General features: G+C 72.4%; 17 protein-coding genes. 8 read left to right on the top strand and 9 right to left on the bottom strand.

All coding sequences use genetic code 11. The features are described 5' to 3' along the window. Nucleotides 1–73: 73 nt before the first annotated feature. Both H6726_19905 and H6726_19900 read left to right on the top strand, forming a co-directional pair. The gene (locus H6726_19905; GenBank protein MCB9659924.1) at nt 74–1282 is read left to right on the top strand and encodes an efflux RND transporter periplasmic adaptor subunit; all 1209 of its coding nucleotides are present in this window, start codon (nt 74–76) and stop codon (nt 1280–1282) included. Further along, a complete protein-coding gene (locus tag H6726_19900; GenBank protein MCB9659923.1) occupies nt 1279–4431 on the top strand; it encodes an efflux RND transporter permease subunit in 3153 nt (1050 codons plus the stop codon). The genes H6726_19905 and H6726_19900 overlap by 4 nt, the downstream gene beginning before the upstream one ends. Before the next feature lie 96 nt (nt 4432–4527). Here the strand turns inward: H6726_19900 and H6726_19895 are convergent, their stop codons facing one another. After that, nucleotides 4528–5463 (bottom strand): hypothetical protein, encoded by a 936-nt coding sequence (locus H6726_19895; protein MCB9659922.1) that lies wholly within the window; start codon nt 5461–5463, stop codon nt 4528–4530. A gap of 2 nt (nt 5464–5465) precedes the next feature. After that, nucleotides 5466–7007, bottom strand: coding sequence for a biotin carboxylase (locus H6726_19890; protein MCB9659921.1), 1542 nt, complete (start codon nt 7005–7007; stop codon nt 5466–5468). 119 nt (nt 7008–7126) lie between these two features. On the opposite strand from H6726_19890, the gene H6726_19885 reads away from it, so the two are divergent. Continuing rightward, nucleotides 7127–7411, top strand: a complete 285-nt coding sequence (locus H6726_19885) for a hypothetical protein (GenBank protein MCB9659920.1) — start codon at nt 7127–7129, stop codon at nt 7409–7411. 337 nt (nt 7412–7748) lie between these two features. On the opposite strand, the gene H6726_19880 is transcribed toward H6726_19885, so the two are convergent. Beyond that, complete coding sequence (locus H6726_19880) at nt 7749–8783, bottom strand: hypothetical protein (GenBank protein ID MCB9659919.1); 1035 nt, start codon at nt 8781–8783, stop codon at nt 7749–7751. A gap of 105 nt (nt 8784–8888) precedes the next feature. Between H6726_19880 and H6726_19875 the strand changes: the two genes are divergently transcribed. Continuing rightward, entirely contained in the window at nt 8889–9425 is a 537-nt protein-coding gene (locus H6726_19875; protein MCB9659918.1) for a hypothetical protein, read from the top strand. A 51-nt stretch (nt 9426–9476) separates the two neighbouring features. Here H6726_19875 and H6726_19870 read toward each other — a convergent pair whose 3' ends face one another. Together H6726_19870 and H6726_19865 are read right to left on the bottom strand one after the other, a co-directional pair. After that, nucleotides 9477–10238, bottom strand: a complete 762-nt coding sequence (locus H6726_19870; protein ID MCB9659917.1) for a hypothetical protein — start codon at nt 10236–10238, stop codon at nt 9477–9479. Nucleotides 10239–10291: 53 nt separating this feature from the next. Continuing rightward, the gene (locus H6726_19865; protein ID MCB9659916.1) at nt 10292–11191 is read right to left on the bottom strand and encodes a LysR family transcriptional regulator; all 900 of its coding nucleotides are present in this window, start codon (nt 11189–11191) and stop codon (nt 10292–10294) included. Nucleotides 11192–11260: 69 nt separating this feature from the next. Here H6726_19865 and H6726_19860 point away from each other — a divergent pair, with 69 nt between their 5' ends. The 3 genes from H6726_19860 (at nt 11261) to H6726_19850 (ending at nt 14354) form a co-directional block, all read left to right on the top strand. Continuing rightward, the gene (locus tag H6726_19860) at nt 11261–12310 is read left to right on the top strand and encodes a putative sulfate exporter family transporter (protein ID MCB9659915.1); all 1050 of its coding nucleotides are present in this window, start codon (nt 11261–11263) and stop codon (nt 12308–12310) included. Nucleotides 12311–12458: 148 nt separating this feature from the next. Further along, on the top strand, nt 12459–13619 hold the full coding sequence (locus tag H6726_19855; GenBank protein MCB9659914.1) for a hypothetical protein: 1161 nt from the start codon (nt 12459–12461) through the stop codon (nt 13617–13619). A 213-nt stretch (nt 13620–13832) separates the two neighbouring features. Continuing rightward, nucleotides 13833–14354 carry a hypothetical protein gene (locus H6726_19850; GenBank protein ID MCB9659913.1) on the top strand — a complete coding sequence of 174 codons (522 nt, stop codon included), beginning with the start codon at nt 13833–13835 and terminating at the stop codon, nt 14352–14354. 52 nt (nt 14355–14406) lie between these two features. Here the strand turns inward: H6726_19850 and H6726_19845 are convergent, their stop codons facing one another. Genes H6726_19845 through H6726_19830 form a run of 4 tightly spaced genes read right to left on the bottom strand, consistent with a single transcriptional unit; the run spans nt 14407 to nt 17832 of the window. Continuing rightward, nucleotides 14407–14985 carry a hypothetical protein gene (locus H6726_19845; protein MCB9659912.1) on the bottom strand — a complete coding sequence of 193 codons (579 nt, stop codon included), beginning with the start codon at nt 14983–14985 and terminating at the stop codon, nt 14407–14409. 23 nt (nt 14986–15008) lie between these two features. After that, nucleotides 15009–16523: a GMC family oxidoreductase gene (locus H6726_19840; protein MCB9659911.1), complete on the bottom strand. Its 1515-nt coding sequence runs from the start codon at nt 16521–16523 to the stop codon at nt 15009–15011. Beyond that, entirely contained in the window at nt 16520–17059 is a 540-nt protein-coding gene (locus tag H6726_19835) for a hypothetical protein (GenBank protein ID MCB9659910.1), read from the bottom strand. Before H6726_19835 ends, H6726_19840 begins: the two co-directional genes overlap by 4 nt. Next, complete coding sequence (locus H6726_19830; GenBank protein ID MCB9659909.1) at nt 17056–17832, bottom strand: FadR family transcriptional regulator; 777 nt, start codon at nt 17830–17832, stop codon at nt 17056–17058. Before H6726_19830 ends, H6726_19835 begins: the two co-directional genes overlap by 4 nt. 137 nt (nt 17833–17969) lie before the next feature. On the opposite strand from H6726_19830, the gene H6726_19825 reads away from it, so the two are divergent. Beyond that, a complete protein-coding gene (locus H6726_19825) occupies nt 17970–19430 on the top strand; it encodes a serine/threonine protein kinase (protein ID MCB9659908.1) in 1461 nt (486 codons plus the stop codon). Nucleotides 19431–19445: the final 15 nt, after the last annotated feature.

The following is a 19445-nucleotide window of genomic DNA, read 5'->3' as shown; positions in this document are numbered from 1 at the left end:
ATGGCCGGTGCCCGTGTAGCGGTCTGGGCGGTGGGCCGACAGCCCGAAGTATGGCAAACGGATGCGCATGCGCGTGACCCCCACACTCACCGGCCTGGGACTGCTGCTGGGCCTCGTTGGCTGCGGTGGCGAGGCCGAGGCGCCCCCTCCGTCTGGTCGACCCCCTGCCCGCGTGACCGTGGACGCCGTCGCCGACGGTCCGCTCGTCGTGCGTCATCGGCTCACGGGCCGCACGTCCGCCGCGCTCGAGGCCACCCTCGCGGCGGGCGCGAACGGGGCGGTGCGCCGGGTGCGGGTGCGGGTCGGTGACCGCGTCCAGGCGGGGGACTTGTTGTTCGAGGTCGATCCCAGCGTGGCCCGCGCCGACCTCGCGGCTGCGCAGGCCACGGCGGCCACGGCAGCCGAGGAGGAGGCCCAGGCCGCGCGCGATGCGGCCCGCTACCGGATGGCGGGACCCGAGGCGGTCGCGGTGACCCAGATCGAGCAGGCCGAGAGCCGCGCCGAGCAGCTGGCGAGGCGCCAGGCCGAGCTGAGCGCCCGGGTGCGTCAGACCCGCTCGCGGCTGGCGCAGCAGATCGTGCGCGCGCCGTTCGCGGGTCAGGTCGTTCAGCGCATGGCCGACCCGGGCGATTGGGTGTCCGCGGGCACGCCGGTGCTCCAAGTGGTCAGCATGGACGACGTCGAGGTGCACGCGATGGTCGACCCGCTGCTGCTGGCGCGTCTCCACGAGGGCCAGCCAGCCACCCTGCGCTTCGATGGGGAGGCGCTGCCCGCGCGGCTCGCCGGTGTGGTGCGCGTGATCGACAGCGCCACCGGGACGGCGCCGCTGCGCTTCCTACCGGACACGGCGGAGCGGCCGGCGTGGCTGCTGCCCGGGCGCTTCCTCGACGTGGAGCTGGAGCTGCCCGAGGAAGGCGGGGTCGTGGTGCCGCGCGACGCCGTGACCTACGGGGTGCGTGGCGCGCGCGTCGTGCGCGTCGTGGACGGAACGGCTCGCATCGTGCCCGTGCAGGTCGTCGTGCAGTCCGGTGAGCGTGCGCTGGTGCGGGGCGAGGGCCTCGCGGCAGGCCAGCAGGTCGTCACGCGCGGCAACGAGCGGCTGCGTCCCGATGACGCGGTGGTGGTGGACGGCGCCGCCCTGGCGGCGGGGGGCAGCGCGGGTGCGTCTCCGGCCGAACCCCCAGCGGGTCCTTCGTCTGCAGCGCGTCCGGCGGGCTCTCCCCCGGCCGCGGAGGCTGGGAGCGGCGCAGCGTCCATGACGCAGGGTGGCGGCGGCACATGACGGATCGCGCGCAGGGGGCGCTGGCCCTCGCCATCGAGCGCCCCGTTACGGTCACCGTGGGCGTCATCCTGGTCGTGCTCTTCGGCGCGCTGTCGCTGGTGGGGCTGCCCATCCAGCTCACGCCGGACATCTCGCGCCCCACCATCGACATCAGCACGCGCTGGCCCGGTGCGGCGCCGAGCGAGATCGAGACCGAGATCCTCGAGGCCCAGGAGCAGACCCTCAAGGGTCTGGCGGGGCTGGTGAAGATGACCAGCAACGCCAGCCCCGACCTCGGCCGCATCACGCTCGAGTTCGACGTGGGCACGGACATCGACGACGCGCTCGTGCGGGTGAACAACCGCCTGGGCGAGGTCAGCTCGTACCCCGAGGCGGCCGACCGGCCCGTGCTGAGCACCTCCGATCTGTCCGGGCCACCCATCGCCGTCATCACCATCCGCGACCTCGAGGGGCGCTCCGTCTCGGCCTTCCGCACGTGGGTGGCCGAAGAGATCGTGCCCGAGCTGGAGCGCATCCCGGGTGTGGCCGGCATGCGCCACGTGGGCGGTCAGGACTCCGAGGTGCACGTCGACTTCGACCCGCGCGCCCTGGCCGAGCGGGGCCTGCGCATCAACGACCTGAGCGACCGGGTGCGCGCCGAGCTGCGCAACGTGTCGGCTGGCGACCTCAACATCGGCAAGCGCTCGTTCCTGGTGCGCACGCCGCTCGCCCCCGAAGACGTCGAGGACCTCGAGGAGGTGGTGCTGGGCACCGGGCCCGACGGCATGCCGGTGCGGTTGGCCGACGTCGCCACCGTCAGCATGGGGCTGCGCCGCCCGCGCGGCGTGGCCATGACCGACGGACAGGCGTCCATGATCCTGCTGCTCTCGCGCGAGTCGGGCAGCAACGTGCTCGAGGTGACGGAGGCCGTGCGCGCCACGGTGGCCGAGCTGGACGAGCGCGAGTTCCGCGGCGAGGGGCTCACCATCCAGGTCATCTCGGATCAGGTCGGCTACATCAACGACGCCCTCGACCTCGTGCAGCAGAACCTGCTGATGGGGTCGGTGCTGGCCATCCTGGCGCTTTTCTTGTTCCTGCGCTCGGCGGGGGCGTCCGCCATCATCAGCGTCTCCATCCCCGTGTGCGTGTTCGGCACGGCGCTGGGCATGAGCTGGCTCGGTCGCTCCATCAACGTCATCTCGCTGGCAGGCGTGACCTTCGCGGTGGGCATGGTGCTCGACAACTCCATCGTGGTGCTGGAGAGCATCGACACCGAGCGCGCCACGGCCAAGACCGCCGCCGAGGCCGCGCTGCGCGGTGTGCGCTCGGTGTGGGGCGCGGTGCTCGCCTCGACGCTCACCACCGTCGCGGTCTTCGCCCCCATCATCACGTGGGAGAGCGAGGTGGGGCAGCTGCTGCGCGACGTCGCCGTCGCCATCTCGCTCGCGGTCGTGTGGTCGCTGGTCGTGTCCGTGTGGGTCATCCCGAGCCTCGCCGCACGCCTGCTGAAGCCCAAGCCCAAGACGGCGCCAGGGCGCTTCGCGGCAGCCGGCGACCGGGTGCGCGAGCGGATCGTCGGCGCGGCCAGCTGGGTGGCGCGCGACCTGCGTCGCGGGACGCTGATCGTGGCGCTCGTGGTGGGGGCCGCCGGGGTCGTGACGTTCATGTTGGCCCCTGCGCTCGAGTACCTGCCCACGGGCAACCGCAACCTCATCTTCGGCGTGCTCGTGCCGCCCCCGGGGTACTCCTCCGAGGAGTTCGAGCGCATGGGCGCGCGCATGCACGAGGAGATCGGCCCCCACATCGGCGCCGACGTGGGCGACGTGCCCTCCATCCAGCGCTCATTCTTCGTGGGCGACGGGAGCTTCGTCTTCGCGGGGGCCGTGGCCACGCGTCCCGAGGACATCGGCGCGCTCCTGCCGTTCCTGCGCCGCGTGCAGGCCGACGTGCCGGGCACCTTCGGGTTCACCAACCAAGCCAGCCTGTTCGGGCGCATGGGGGGCGGGCGCAGCATCGAGCTCAACCTGGTGGGCTCGGACATCCCCACCCTGACCGAGCTCGGCGGGCGCATGATGGGCAGCATCAGCCGGGCCATCCCGGGCGCGCAGGTGCGCCCTGTGCCGGGGCTCGATCCGGGCGCCCCCGAGGTGCAGATCCACCCGCGGCGGCGTCAGGCGGCGGCGCTCGGCATCCGCAGCGACCAGCTGGGCCTGATGGTCGACGCGCTGGTCGACGGCGCCATCGTGGGGGAGCTCACGTCGCGGAGCGGCTACGAGGTGGACGTGGTCCTGCGGGCGCTGACCCCGGGTCGCGGCATCATCAGCGATCCGCTCGAGCTGATGGACGCGCCGCTCGTGACCAGCGCTGGCGCCATCGTGCCGCTCAGCTCCGTCGCCGACGCGGTCACGGACATCGGCCCTACCAACATCCAGCGCCTCGAGCGCCGCCGCGCCATCACGCTGCAGATCTCGCCGCCCGAGGCGCTGCCCCTCGAGACCGCGATGGACATGGTGCAAGAGCAGGTGGTGACCCCCATGCGCGCCGCAGGCGAGGTGCCCCAAGGGGTGCGCATCGAGGTCAGCGGCGCGGCGGGCGACCTCGACATCGCGGCCGACCACTTCCGCGACGTGCTGCTGCTGGCCGTGCTCATCTGCTTCCTGCTGCTGTCGGCGCTGTTCGAGGACTTCGTCGCGCCGTTGGTCGTGCTGGCCAGCCTGCCGCTCGCCGCGGCAGGCGGCATGGCGTGCTTGGTGGCCGTGGACCAGGTGTTCGGTCCGGTGCCCCTCGACCTGCTCACCGCGCTCGGGTTCCTGATCCTCATCGGCGTCGTCGTGAACAACGCCATCCTCGTGGTGGATGGGGCGCTCGCGCGGCTGCGCGAGGGGGACGAGCTGAACCTGGCCGTGGCCGACGCGGTGCGTTCGCGCATCCGGCCCATCTTCATGACCACCAGTACGTCGCTTGCGGGCCTGCTGCCGATGGTGGTCTCGAACGGCGCGGGCGCCGAGCTCTATCGCGGGGTCGGAGCCATCGTGCTGGGTGGCTTGGCGCTCTCCAGCGTGCTGGTCATCTTCGTCATCCCCGCCCTGTTCACCATGCTGTACCGCCTGCGCGGGCTGTTCGCGCGGCGCGTTCCAGAGGAGCAGGTCCCCGACGAGGCGACCGCCTGACGCCCGAGCGTGCGCGAGGCAGCGCGACGGCGCGGCGCTGTGCAGCGACGCGGCATGGACTGCGGCGGGCGGCACGCGGGCCCGCACCGCGCGCGCTCACGGACACGCGCGGCGCCAGGGGCCCTGCGCGTAGCCGCGCTCGCCGTCCTCGGGGGTGAGCGTGCAGCCTGCGTCGTCCGGGCCGTGCCAGCGGCGCTCGCCCTCGGTGACCTCCGACGAGGTGCGGACCCCCGCGCCGTCCACGTGCGTGAGCGCAAACGTCGGGCCGCCCCAGCCATAGAAGCCGAACGACATGGCGAAGCGGTTGCACCAGCGGCACGCGCAGCTGGTGTGCTGCTGCGGCCATTCGGCGCTGCCTGCCGGGACCTCGGCCAGCACGGCGCCGCGCCCCTCGTCGTCGGGCCAGCCGCGCCAGAGCGGCGTGCTGGCAGGCACCGACCACTCCTCACCCGAGGCGAGGTCTCGCACGCGCAGCGCCCGCGCCTGGTCGACCACCCAGCCCAAGCGCGCGCCAGCTGCGGAGAACACCGCCTGCCGGGGTCCCAGGCACGCGTTGTGATCGGACCGCGTGTCCGCGTCGCGCAGGGCCTCGAAGCGGCCCCTCACGCTGTCCAGCAGCACGGGCGCGTCTCCGACCGACAACAGCATGAAGCGCCGGTCGGGTGTGACGTCGACCACTTCGTCGAAGGGGCGCTCGCTGAGGTCCACCAGGTCGACGACCACCAAGTCGGCGCCGCCCATGACCTCTCCGTGGTGCCCGAACTGCGGCTCGTCGCGCTCGACGAAGCGACGCAGCGCGACGTAGCGGCCGTTGGCGCTGCTGGCTTCTACGAAGCCATAGCGGTCTTCCCCGAACGGCTCGGGGCTGAGGGGCCGTGTGCTCCCCTCCGCGCCTTGCTGCACCCCTTCCGTGCTGGGAGCGACCAACACGGCAGGGGCGACGCCGCCCGACGTGCCCGCGCCGGCAGCGCAGCCCAGCAGCGCGAGCGCGATGCCGAGCGAGTATGCTGGGATCATCCCGGGTCGTCTCACGCTCACAGGGTAGGCCGCTTGGCGCGCGCTGCCAGCAGGGCGCGCACGATGGTGCGGCGCGTGTCCGCGGGGTCGATGACCGCGTCGATCTCCAGAAAGCTGGCCGACTCCGTCGCCTTGCCCTGGGCGTAGAGCTTGCGCAGCAGCTGCTCGAACAGCGCCTCGCGCTCGCGTGGGTCGCTCACGGCCTCCAGCTCCTTGCGGTAGCCCAGCTGCACAGCGCCTTCGAGCCCCATGGCGCCCACCTCGCCGGTGGGCCACGCGGCGGTGTAGATGGGCTTCGCCAGGCTCCCGCCCGCCAGCGCCATGGCGCCGAGGCCATAGGCCTTGCGCAAGATGATGTTGACGATGGGCACCGTCACGCTCGCGCCCGCCACCATCAGCTGCGACATCTTGCGCACCGCGCCCTGTCGCTCACTGTCGACGCCCACCATGAAGCCCGGCGTGTCGGTCAGCACGACGATGGGCAGGCGGAACGCGTCGCAGAGCGTCAGGAAGCGCGCCGTCTTCTCGGCGGCCACGCTGTCCACCGCGCCGGCCAGGTGCTGGCAGTCGCTCGTGACCAGGCCCACCGGCAGCCCCTCGAGGCGCATGAAGCCCGTGATGACGTTGCGGCCGTGCGCGCGGCGCAGCTCGGTGAAGCTGCCCGTGTCGGCCAGCGTGTCGATCACGCGACGCACGTTGTACCCAAAGCGACGGTCCTCGGGCAGCGCGTCGCGCAGGGGCCGCTGGTCGGGCGCGTGCCACTCGCGGACGCGCCCTTGGAAGTAGCTCAGCACCTTCTTGGCGGCCGCCGTGGCCTCGGCTTCGTCGTCGGCGACGATGTCCAGCACGCCGTTGAGCTCCTGCACGTCGCTCGGGCCGATCTCCGTCGGCGCGTGCTTGCCCAGCCCGCCGTACTCGATCATCGCGGGACCGGCCATGCCGATGTACGAGGTCTTCGTGGCGATGGTGATGTCCGCCGCGCCGAACAGCGCCGCGTTCCCCGCGAAGCAGTAGCCGTTGTTGACCGCGATGCGCGGCACGATGCCGCCGAGGCGCGCCCAGCTGAGGAACGAGCGCACGTCGAGGCCCGAGACGCCCGTCACGATGTCGGTGTCACCCGGGCGTCCACCGCCGCCCTCCGTGTACATGACCGCGGGCAGGTGCAGCTGCTCCGCCAGCTCGCACATGCGGTCGAGCTTCTTGTGGTGAAAGTAGCCCTGCGTCCCGGCCAGCACGGCGTAGTCGCCGATCAGCACGGCCGTCTGCGCGGCTTCGTCGCCGACCAGCGCTGCGTTGACCGACCCGACGCCCGTGATGATGCCGTCTGCCGCGGTGTTCACCTGCAGGTCCTCGGGGTCGCGTCGGCTGCGCTGCGCCGCGACGGCCAGCTGCCCGTACTCGAGGAAGGTGCCCGGGTCCACGAGGTCCGCGAGGTTCTCGCGCGCGGTACGAAAGCCCTTCTCGTGCCGCTTGCGGGCGGCCTCGCTGCGCACGCCGTCTTCGGTGCGCGACAGCCGCTCGTAGAGCGCGCTCAGCTCGGGACGCATCTTCTCTGCCATGGGGGTCGCTCCTCGTGGGGGCGCGAAGGTACCCCGACCGCGTCGCCGCACCACACGGGAAGTGCTCCCGGCACGCCCTACGCTCGGCCGGGCTCGCACCTCCCGTCTCCGCTGTCCCCGTGCCCCTCCTCGTGTTCGTGTTCGTGTTCGTAGTCGTCCGCGTGCTCGTGTTCGTAGTCGTCCGCGTGTTCGTGCGCGTGCGCGTCCTCGTGAGTGTGCTCGTTCGCGTGCTCGTGTTCGTAGTCGTCCGCGTGTTCGTGCGCGTGCGCGTGCGCGTCCTCGTGAGTGTGGTCGTGCACGTCGGCGCGCGGCGAGACCTCCAAGCGCTACGCCGACGCCTCCAGAACGCCACGGGCAGCCGGGTCGCCCGACAACACCGAGCACGGTTTCGCGATGTTGCGTGAGGCTCGGCCAGGACGTGTGGTGTCGTCTTCGACCTCGTCCGTCTGCGAGCCTCGCGGACGAAGAGCGAGAAGCCTCGCGCGGTGAGCGTGGTGACCTTGCTGCGAAGCGGCGCATCGTCGAGCCTCCCTGTGGAAGGTCGAGACGAGCACGTTCACGTCTACGAGCACCCTCACGAGCACGTTCACGTCTACAAGCACCCTCACGAGGACGCGCACGCGCACGCGCACGCCCACGAACACGAACAGGACTACGACGACGAGGGCGAACACGAGGACGAGCACGCGTGGGCGCACACGACGACCGGGAGGGGCCACCGTCGACCTCGGTCTCGGTGCGCTACGGCCCGCCCGGGGCGCCGTTCGCGCGGCGGACTTCGAGGCGTGACGCCAGCACGTCGAGGGCCGCGTCGAGCGCGGCGTGTAGCTCCTCGGGGGTCTGGACCAATGCGGCGACGAGGCGTGTGCCTTCGGTGCGGAAGGTCACGGCTCGCGCCATGGCGGCCAGCGGCTCGGGCAGCGGGAACGCGGGGGTCGGCGCCGCGAAGAGGTCGAGGACCTGCTGCAGCTGCGCTCGGAGCGGCTCGAGCGCGTCGGCGTCGTTGGTGGTGATGCCGAACTCGCAGCGCAGCGCCGGGTCGACGGCGCAGTGGCCGTCGTGCGCGATGACCGCTCGCTCGGCCTCGTTGTCGGTGCTGTCGGGGGACGAACGCCAGTGCACGGCGTAGGTCAGCGGGTGGTGCCCGAAACCTGCGCGTCCGCGTGCCTCTGCCAGTGTCGCGTGTGCCCCGGGGCCCGCGGGGCGCCGTCCATCGAAGCGGTCGCAGGTGGCCTCGACGTGACGGAGGGGTCCCACGACGAGCGTGTGGTCCCCGATCAGGCCTGCCGCCCACGTGCCTTGCACGCGCAGGGGACGCCCCTCGTAGTCGGTCGCCCGGGCGCCCTCGGACAGGCGCTCGAGGTCCTCCGTGCCGAAACGACCGCGCGCGAGCACCACCAGGTCGTCGAAGCGGCTGCCTGGGGGGCCCTCGGCGGCCCACGCCACCTGCTCCACGCGGTGAGCGAGCCCTTGCCAGTACGCGACATCCTGTGCGTTGTCGTCCACGCGCAGGATCTCGATCAGCCGCCGCTCGAGGGCGACGAATGTGGGATCGGCCAGCACCCGGCGCAGGTCGAGGCGCGCCTCCGCGAAGGCCTCCGGAGCGACCAGGGCGTCCAGCGAGGGGAGGCGCTGGCTGGGCATGGACGACACGGGGGCCGCTGCCTGCGGGAGCGGGGCGCCACCTACGCAGCCCACGATCAGCCCACACAGCCACGCGAGCCACGGCCACGCCTGCCGGGTCCCGAGCTCTCCGTGGGGTCTCGCGGGATGCACGCCACGTAGGGTATCGAAACCAGACGTGTCGAGCACCGTCCCTCGCGACGCTCGGCCGTCGTCGCGTCAGTCCACCCAGGGCGCGGGCCTTCCCGCTGCGGGCTCGTGAGCCGCAGCGTCCGTGGCCTGCTGCCCGTGGTGCTCGTGTGCACCGCGCGGGCGCTCGACTTCGGGCCCACGTTGTGGTTCAACTGCGCCCCGATGGGTGAGCCAAACCACAAGGTCCGCTTCGAGCTGCAGCGCTACCCCGTGGTCATCCTGCGCATGCCGCAGGCGGGCACCTTCGAGGCCATCCACGAGTGGTACGACACCGTGGAGCGCATCCTGCGCGAGGCCCAGAGCCCCGTGGCGCTGGTGCACGACTTGCGGGCGCTCGAGCTGATGAGCGTCACGGCGCGCCATCGCGCGGTGGTCGCGGAGCGCACGCTCGGGCTCAAGCACGCGGGGCTCGAGGCGCGCATCGGCGCGGACGCGCGCATCGTCACGAACCCCATCGTCGCCGGCGCGGTGACCGTCGTGTCGTGGCTCACGGGCGCCACGCCGTGGCCCCAAGGGACCTTCACGAGCGAGCCCGAGGCCGTGGTCTGGTGCCACAAGGCGCTCGGCATCGCCCGGCCCGCCGACGATCACGCTCCCCGCTGAGCGCGCGACGGTCGCGTCGATGCGGTCGCCGGCCGACTTCGCCGCAGCCGCTCAGGACACCCTGTGCGCAAGCTCCGCGCGCGCGGCTGGGTCGGTGGCGTAGCGCTGCAGCGCTCGCAGCATCGTCTCCATGTCCACGTCGTAAGCCGCCGGGGCGATGTGGAAGTCGTCTCCAGCCCACTTCCGGGTGCGCCGGAAGCGCAGGTCGAGCTTGGCACGTTCGCGCGCCGCATCGCCGCGTCGCACGTCCGCGTTGCGAGCGGTCTCCTCGGGGCGCTTCAGGGTGAGCGCGATGAAGTCCTGCTCCCTGAGCACGTAGAGGCGTATGTACACCTCGTCCCAGGGCACCAGGAACGTTAGCACCCGGTTCTCGACGCGCAGCCCGAGCGGCGTGAACGTGAGCGTGGGCGCACCCCGCCCGAGCGCCGACGCCACGAGGAGCGCCAGGCCCAACGTCGCTAGCAGCACGCTCATGATGACGAAGGCGCGACCGACGGACGCCCCCGTCACGGCCATGAACGCGCCGAGCGCCGCGATCCCGAGGGCCACACCGACTACCCGCCGACGGTTTGGCACGATCGGCACCTGCCCCGGCATCGCAGAGGCACCAGGGGCGCGGAGCCGTGTCTGGTGCGCACGGCGCCTGTCGACGAGGATCTTGATGGCGACGACCGTACAGGCACCAAAGAAGGCACCGACGGCGAGCAGGCCGTCGTCTTCCGAGCGGTACGCCCGCCCCGCGACCGACCCGACGGTGGCCATCAGGCACACACCCAGCAGCAGCCAGTCCTTCGCGCGCGTGCCTTGCCACATCGCGCACACGAGAGCACACGGGCGTTGCGCGGGCTAGAGGAAGGCTGCGCGCGCTACACCTCGAGCCCTTCGTGCTCCGCGCTCGCGAACGCATGGAAGCGCGCCGCCGTGCCTCCCAGTGGGGCGCTGGGCAGCGCCCACGAGAAGCGCCGTTGGATGTTCAGCTCCGGCAGCCGCAGCACGCGCAAGCGCCCCGCCGCGAGGTCCTCGCCGACGGACCAGCGCGACAGGAAGGCCACGCCCAGCGAGAGCCCCACGGCCCGACGGATGGCCGCTGTGCTGCCCAGCTCGAGGTCGAAGGGCATGGGCTTGCGGCCGATCTTGCGCAGCGCGCGCTCCACCACGGTGCGCGTGCCCGAGCCCACCTCGCGCCACAAGACGGGGGTGTCCAGGTCCACGTTGTCGCGTCGGAAGGGGGAGCTCGCGGCCACCACCGGCAGCAACGTGTCGTCCAGCAGCCGCTCGAGGCGCACCCGCGCCGCCCGCGGCGGGCCCTCCACCAGCCCCAGGGGCAAGGCGCCGCTCTCCACCTGCGCGATGATCTCGCTCGTGTTGCCCACCACCAGCCGCAGCCCCGCCGCGCCGTGCTGGGCTCGGAAGCGGGCGAACAGCTTGGGGACCAAGCCGGCTGCGATGGTCGTGCTGGCACCGAGCACCAGCGGCGCGAGGGGCGCTTCGCGTTCGGTCACGTCCGCCACCAGCTCGTCCAGCAGCGAGTCCACCCGCCGTGCGTGCCCGAGCAACTTGCGCCCCGCTTCGGTCGGTCGCACGCCGCGCGCGTAGCGCTCGAGCAGGGTCACGCCCAGCGCGCCCTCGAGCTTCTGAACGCTGGCCGTGACGGCCGGCTGCGACACGTGCAGCTGGCGGGCGGCCTTGGTGATGCTGCCCGCATCGATGACGGCGCGGAGCACGTCGAGGTGGCGGGAGTCGAAGTGGTCGCGGGCCGGAGGCATAGGTTCTACTGATGGTACATCCGAAGTAACGATTCGTCATGTCGATGGCATCCACGCACCTTGTCGCTCATGTCCACGCTTGCGCTCCACCTCTGCTCCGCCGCGTCTCTGGCTCACGGCCATCGACGGGCGTGGAATCGTGTGGTCCTCCCCGCTCTTGGTCTGCTGTGCTTGCTGGTCCCGAAGTTGGGGTCCGTGGGTGCGCTGGCGCTCGGTGTCGGTGTGGCGCTCCTCGGCCTGAACGCGTGGGAGGCAGAGAGCGGTCGATTGGCCAAGCGGCTGCTCACGCTCTCGGTGGTGGGGCTCGGGGCGGGGCTCGACCTGCGCGCGGTGGCGCAGGTGGGTGCGCTCGGAGCGGGCCTGGCGGTGGGCAGCATCGCGCTCTGCCTCGCGCTCGGTCGACTGTTTGCGCGCCTGCTGCGGGTGGACGCGCTGACTGGCCTGTTGGTCGCGGCGGGCACGGCCATCTGCGGCGGCAGCGCCATCGCCGCGGTGGCCCCCACGGTGCGTGCTCGCGAGCATCAGGTGACCGCCGCGCTCGGTACCGTCTTCGCGCTCAACGCGCTGGCGCTGTTGGTCTTTCCCGCAGTGGGGCACGCCCTCGCGCTCAGCGACCAGGCGTTCGGGCTGTGGTGCGCCATCGCCATCCACGACACCAGCTCGGTCGTCGGCGCAGCCATGACCTTCGGCCCCGACGCCCTCGCGCTGGCCACCACCGTGAAGCTCGCTCGAGCGCTCTGGATCGTCCCGCTCACGGCTGGCCTCGCGCTGCACACGCGCCGCCGAGAGCGCAACGCGCGCGCGGAGCGCGACGCCCTGACCCACGGGCAGGTCGACCACGCCGCGACCGAGCCCCCTCCGCGCGCTGCCCGTCCGTGGTTCATCCTCGGCTTTCTCGTCCTCGCGCTGCTCACGACCTTCGTCCCGAGCTTCGCGCCCGCCGGTGACGTGCTGAGCGCGCTCGCGCGGCGTGTGCTGGTGCTGACGCTCTTCCTCGTGGGCGCGTCGCTCAGCCCGGCCGCCCTGCGGCGTGTCGGGGCGCGCCCGTTTCTGCAAGGGGCGGTCCTGTGGGGCATCGTCTCGACGGTGTCGCTGGGCGTCATCCTCGGCGCGACCTGAGCGGCCGACGCAGCTGCCAGAGAACGTGATGGGTCGTGCGTGCGCGCGGCGCTCGGCTCAGGCGCGTGCCGGACGTGTCGAGACCCACACGTGGGTTGCGTGGGCGCGGGGTCACCGTTATCGTCACCCACCATTTTCGGAGGGACCCATGTCCTCGTTCGTCCGCACGTTTTCGGTTCTGCTCGGTGTCCTCGTCGTCGTGAGCTGCGCGGGCTCCCGCTCCAGCTTCCCCATCTTCACAACCGACGGAGGTGGGTTCCATCACGCCTCGTACGACTACTCGGTCGCGGCCTTGCCGGGCACGGACGACGTGATGTCTCGTGAGTGGCGACTGGACAACTACGCGCCTTCCGCGGACGGCAGCGCCTTGGGTGAGCCGAAGGAGGGGGACGCCTACGAAGTGGAGGTAGGGCTCGACTACGACGGTGATGGTGACTTCGAGGGCACCGTCACGCTGCCGCGGTTCGATCTCAAGTTCAACCACCGCCGCAACGACGCCCGGCTCTTCGTCATCACGGTCCCCATCTCCCAGTACGACAGCGAGCGTGAGCTGGCCGTGATCCTGCGGGACCTGGTCGCTCACTCCTCCAACGGAGGTGGCATCTCGTACGACTTCAGTCGCGGTACGGCGCGGGCATCGGGCGAGCGGGCGGCGCAGATCCTGGTGTCGCGCGAGGTGACGGTAGGGGGCTATCCCGCCCACGAAGTGATCTTCGAGGTAGCCAACGTCCCAGAGCTCGAGCTGACGCCCGACGCCCGCGGGGTGCGCAGTCACCTCGTCCTCGTGCGCCCCGGGTTCGTGTTCGCTCGCGAACAGATGGTGAGGTCCGCGCGAATGCCATCGCTCGGTGGGCGCACCGTGGGCCAGACGACCTTCTTCCCGGTTCTGATGCTGATCGGCTACGCGAACCACCCAGACGACTACGACGCGCAGCAGCCCGAGTTCCGTGACTTCCTGAATCGCGTCCGCATCGGCGCCGAGTGGCCCCTCGAAGCCCTCGAGGCGGTGCGCGCCGAGTGCAACATCTCGGCGCTCGACGTCGTCACGACCGGCGGACAGGTGCTGTACAGCTCGGTCGCCCGGCAGTCCGAAGAAGGGCGCTGCGCGTCCGACGGTTTGGTGGCCATCCAGATGGAGGAGTCCCCCTGGCGGCGCACGTTCCACGTGCAGCATCCGCTCCTTCAGGCGCCCGGCGGGGCGACCACGGCGGGGCAGCCGTTCTCGGCAGCGAGCGCGGACACGACGGCCGGCGAGGAACAGACCGCTGGCGGGGAGCAGACGGAGGTGTTGTCCGGCGGCGCCTGGTAGCAGCCTGTCGCGGACTCCCAGGATCGAGCAGGTCCACGACCGTGAACCCGACGCGTCGTCGGGGTGGAGTTCGCAGGGCGCTTGCGCGAGACTACGAGGATGGCTTCGACCCGTCGCTCGTCCGCTTTCGCTCGTGAGGGTTCCGTCCGCGTCGGGGGAGCCGCGCCGTGTTCGATCAGAGGGGCCTCGTCGGCGGGCCGCGCGGGCCGCTCGGTGGACGGGTGGACGAGCGCGCTGGCGAGCGCCGTGATGCTGATGGCCGGGTGCCACGGCAGCGGGGAGGGGGCCCATGGCGCCACGACGAGCAGCGGCGCCGTCGCACCGTCGACATGCACCGTGGATGGCCTCGAGGGTGCCACGTCACGCCCTGCCCTCGTGCTGCCCGTCGGGTGCTCGTTCCAGGGCGGGGGTACGGCCAGCGCGCCGCGCGTGCTCGGCACGGAGGAGGACATCCTCGCGCTGCTTTCCTGCCCCGAGCGCGACCTGAGCGCCCTCGGCATCGACCCGAGCACCCACGACGTCTACCTGCTCGCTTACACCATGTCGCCTGCCAGCGCGGGCATCGCCGTGTACGACGACGAGCAGACGCTGACCTACCTGAGCCGCTTCCGGCCGCCGTGCCCGAACGACCCCATGCCCATGCCGATGAGCGCGACCGTCGCCTGGCTCATGCCCAAGGGGGCCACCCGCGCCACGCGCGAGGCGTCCTGTTCGCTCCCGGAGCGCTGCGACTGACGAGCCTGCGGCAGGCTCGTCACGCGACCCGCGGTGCGCTCGGCGCCAGGGCTCAGCGCAGGGGCACGGGGCGCGGGACCACGTCCTCCGGCCGCAGCGCGCCCTCGCGCTTCAACACCCAGAAGTCCGAGATGGGCACGAACACGGGGCCCACCTTGAAGATCTCCCAGCCCAGCAAGAGCTCGCTGCTGCCCGCGTTCACGCTCACCAGCGGGCAGTAGCCCGCTCTGGCCGGGAAGTCCGACGGAAGGTTGCCGGCCACGCCGTAGTCCAGGTAGTGCCCGCCGCGCCAGCCGCGCGGGAAGTGCAAGCCCGTGGCGCTGCGCACCTCGTAGTGGCCGAAGCTCAGCGGGCGCCCGTGCTTGTCGCGCTTGGGCGCAGGGGGCGTGTCCCAGCCGGTCTGCTCGACCTTCACGTTCCAGCCGCGCAAGGCGCCGGTCTCGGGGTCGCGGTGGAAGGTCTTGCGAAAGCTCTTCCACATCAGCTTGTGGAACAGGTCGGGCATGGACAGGTCGATGCCCGTGTACGTGGTGTCGGCCAGCGCGTCGGTGTCGAGCGCGTGGCCCTGCTGCACGACCCGGTAGAGGTCCGGGCCCTTCATGCGGAGGAGGTCGTCGAGCGTGATGGTCATGGTGGTCTCGGGGTCGGTCGGGGTCAGGGGTTCAGCACGCGGCGCGCGGCCAGGGTGGCCACGGCCATGATGGGGATCTGCGGGTTCACGCCCAGGCTGCTGGGGAACACGCTGGAGTCGGCCACGTACAGCCGGTCGACGGTGTGGTGGCGGAAGTCGGTGCGCACCACGCTGCGCGCGGGGTCGCTGCCCATGCGGCAGGTGCCGAACATGTGGGTGATGGCGCTGGTGTACGCGGAGGCGCGCGTCGGTCCGTCCTGCTCGAGCGCCACCAGGTCGGCCAGGCGCGAGGTGCGGGGGAGGAAGCCGCGCACGCCGAGCGAGACGTGATCCGCGCCCGCCGCGAGCATCATCTCGCCCATCACGCGCAGCCCGCGCCGGAACTTGGCCACGTCGCGCTTCGTCGGCGTGTAGAACACGCGTGGGTTGCCGCGCAGCAAACGGACGCGCCCCTCCGCTTCGGCGCGCACGGCGGCGCCCCAGTCCAGCTGGTGCGCGATGTCGTCCACCTCGCGTGCGAGCGCGCGCCCCACGCCGTCCAGGCGCCCGGCCATCACGCCCAGGTCGAAGCCCAGCGCCTCGAACTTGAGCCCTTCATGACGCAGGCCGATCACCTCGTGCCCCTGCGTCGCGCCCTCCCACATGCGCACGGGCTCGGGGAAGCGCCCCGCCATGCTCACGCCGGGGTGGCACTGAAAGTGGCGCCCGACGGGGCCGTGGGTGATGCGGTTGGCCAGCAGCAGGCCGGGCGTCTGCACCGCGCTCGCCGCCAGCACCACGGCGCGCTCGGCCAGCACGCGCACCTCGGCGCCGCCCGCGCTCTCGGCCAGCACGCCGGTGGCGCGCCCGCGCGTCGTCAGGATGCGGGTCACCTCGCACGAGCTGAGCACCTCGGCACCGCCCGCCTGCGCGTCGGCCAGCAGCGTCGCGTCCACGCTGAGCTTGCGCGCGTTGGGGCACCCCTGCATGCAGCGGCCGAGGCCCTCACAGCCCTGCACGTTGCGGCGGATGGGCCGGTGCTCGAGGCCCAGCGCCTCCGCGCCGCGCGCCAGCAACAGGTTCTTGGCGCCGGCGACGGCTGGGTCGGTCGGGCGCACGTTCAGGCGCGCCTCCAGCACATCGGTGGTGGCGTCGAGCTCCGTCCAGGGCAGCGCGTCGGCCAGGCGTGGGTCGGCGGTGACCCACTCGTCGTACACGTCGCGCGGGGTGCGCCAGCAGATGGCGCCGTTGATGGGCGAGCTGCCGCCCACCATCTTGCCCTGCACGAACGGCATGGGCGCCGGGCCGACCACGACGGAGGCGCCCATGTCGCGGTACTGCGCGGCCATGCTCTGGAACGCGGGCCGCACGAACTCCTCGGGCGCGAACCAGCGGCCGGCCTCGACGACCACCACGCGTACCCCGGCCCGCGCCAGCTCGCGCGCCACGGCCGCCCCGGCGGGCCCGCTGCCCACGACCACCACGTCGGTGCGCAGCGTGTGTGCGCGGTGCAGGGCGCGACCGTCCAGGCGCGCGGCGCTCGGGCTGGGTGGGCTCACGGCTCCTCCTGGTCTCGCGCTGCGTCTTGCTCGCGCGATGCGTCTCGTTCTTGCGGCGCGTCTTGCGCGCGCGGTGCGTCTGCCCCGGCCTCGTCGCGCCCACGGGCGCGCGCCACGTCCTGCACGTGGGCGTCGCTGAAGTACGCCATGGCCGCGACCACCTTGGCGACCTCGACCAGCTGGGCCAGGCCCGGGGTCTCGGCGGCGCGCACGATGAAGCGCTCGCGCTCGTCGTCGCTCAGCGCGGATAGCGACCGGCCGAAGCCCATCAGCCGCGGCGCGCTCCCCAACACCAGGCACGCCGTGCGTAGCCCCAGGCGCAGGTGCGCGGGCGCGGCCGCGTCGAACGCCGGCCAGAACGCGCTCAGGTCGAGCTCGCTCAAGGCGGGCAGCCCCCGCCCCGGTGCCGGGAGCAGCGCGCCCATCAGCGCGTCGCGCGCGCGAGCGTGGCGTTGGGCGAGACCCCGTGCCCCCGTGTCCCGTGAGGCCGCGCCGGGTCCTGGCGTGCGCCGTGCCACCGTGTCCCGGCCCGTCACGCGCGCACCCCTACGGATAGGCCCTGAGCGGCCGCGGGCCCGGCCTCGCCGCGGCGCGCCTGCAGCGACGCCTCGAAGCGGGCCACGGTGCGCGCGTCGATGGCGGCGATGGCGCCCTCGATCACCGCGCCCGCGTCCTCGCCTCCACCCGCGAGCGCCCCGAGCACCTGCGCCATGGACGCCACGTTCTCTTCGGGGGCCGCGTACATCGCGGCGCTCACCAGGGGCAGCTCGACCAGCACGCGCGCGACGGTGTTGAACACGCTCAGCGCGACCACGTTGCCGGCCGCGCGCAGCAGCTCGCGGGAGAACGCGAGGTCCGCGTCGCGCACGGCGTCCGGGTCACCCTGCGCGCGCCGCACGCGCTGCGCGGCCTGCTGCAGGGCGGGGAGGCGCGCGAGGATGGCGACGCGGTGACGCAGCAGGAGCCGACCCGCGAGCGCCCGCCTCATCTCGAGCAGGTCCGCGAGGATGCCCGCCGCTCGCGTGGGCTGGTCCAGCGTCACCTCCAGCCACTGCGGCACGAGCGAGATGTCCCCGCACTCGGCCGGGTCGTTCACGCGCAGCCCGCTGCCCTGCCGGGCGGTCACCAGACCGCGTGTCTCCAGCCGCGAGACGGCGCGCTGGATGGTGGTCGGGTTCACGCCGTGCTGCTCGGCCAGCTCGCGCACCGTCGGCAGGCGGCTGCCGGCGGCGTAGCGCCCGCGCAGGATGTCCAGCGTCAGGCTGTGTTCGATGGCGCTCGGGGAGCGGTCGGGGCTGGTCTCGGTCACGAGCCAATGAATGGCACAATAGAACGGCACAATCAAGGCCGAAGATCGGAGCTGGTGTCCTCGGCGGCCCGAGCGCCCCCGTTTCGGGCGTCGATCCACGCCCGGTCTGACTGTGTTAGTGTGTTTTCGCCGTCCACATGGAAGCCTGGTACCCGAACCCCGCTCCGCCCCAGCTGCCGCAGCCTGGCGACCGCATCGCACAGCGCTACCTGGTGCAGCGCGAGATCGGGCGTGGCGGGATGGGTGCCGTGTACGAGGCCAAGCACGAGGTCACGGGGCGGCAGGTGGCCATCAAGTGGATGCTGCCCACCTTCGCGCAGAACGCGCAGGCCGTGGCCCGCTTCGTCCGAGAGGCCAAGCTCGCGGCGGCGGTCGACCACGAGAACGTCGTGGACATCTACGACGTGGGCCACCAGGAGAACGGCTTCTACCTGGTGATGGAGTTTCTGCGCGGCCGCTCGCTCGCCGACCGCCTCGAGGAAGGGCGCATGATGCTGCCCGAGCTGGTGAGCATCCTGCGCGGCGTGTGCGCCGGGCTCAGCGCGGCGCACGCCGCGGGCGTGGTGCATCGTGACCTCAAGCCGGAGAACATCTTCCTCGCCGAGGCCCGCAACCGGCAGGGCGACATCGTGCCCAAGCTGGTGGACTTCGGCGTCTCGAAGGCGCTCGCGCCCGGCGAGAGCCACGCGCGGCTGACGGGCACCAACGTCGCGATGGGCACGCCCTACTACATGTCCCCCGAGCAGATTCACTCGGCCGCGGACGTGGGCGTCGAGGCGGACATCTACTCGTTGGGCGTCATCGCCTACGAGGCCCTCTCGGGGAAGCTGCCCTTCGAGGGGGAGACGGCCGCGTCCATCATCGTCAAGGTCGCCACCGAGGAGCCCGAGCCTCTCGCCAGCCTGGTCCCAGGGCTGCCCCTCGCCGCGGTGCAGGCCGTGCATCGCGCCATGGCCAAGCGCGGGGCCGATCGCTTCGCGACCGCCGACCAGTTCTTCCAGGCCCTCGCGAGCCAGGACAGCGGCGCCGTCGACTTCGCGCACACGGTCGAGATGCGCCAGGACCCGTCCACGCAGCGCATCCTCTCAGACCCGGGCGTGTCCGCCGCCGTGGTCCTGCCCCAGCGCTCGCCCCTGCTGGCGTTCTTCGCCATCGGTGTGTTGGGCGTGCTGGTGGCGGCGGGGGCCATCGCGTGGTTCGCGTCGCAGCCGTCCGTCGCCACACCCGCGCCAGACCCCGCGGCGTCCGCCACACCAGCGGCCGTCGCCGCGCCCCCCACGCCGCAGGCGTCCCCCGTGCCCGCGACGCCCACGCCCACGGCCGAAGCCGCGGCGCCAGTAGTCGCGCCCACCGAGGTCGCTGCGCAGCCCGCCGCCCCGGCAGCACCCGCCGTCGAACCCACGTCTGCCCCCACGACCGCGGAGCGTCCCACCCACCGCACGCGCGCCGACCGGACGACCCACACCAGCAGCGCGTCCACCGAGACCGCGCCGACCGCCATGACGGAGCCCACCCCCGTCGTGACGCCCATGGCCCCGCCCCCACCGTCCACCATGGTCGGCCGCCTGCAGACGACCGTGGACGTCGATAGCCTCTGAGCCGATCGCTGTGGC

The sequence above is a fragment of the Sandaracinaceae bacterium genome (assembly GCA_020633055.1).
Taxonomy (GTDB): domain Bacteria; phylum Myxococcota_A; class Polyangia; order Polyangiales; family Houyiibacteriaceae; genus JADJJE01.
This window is presented reverse-complemented; position numbering and strand designations above follow the sequence as displayed.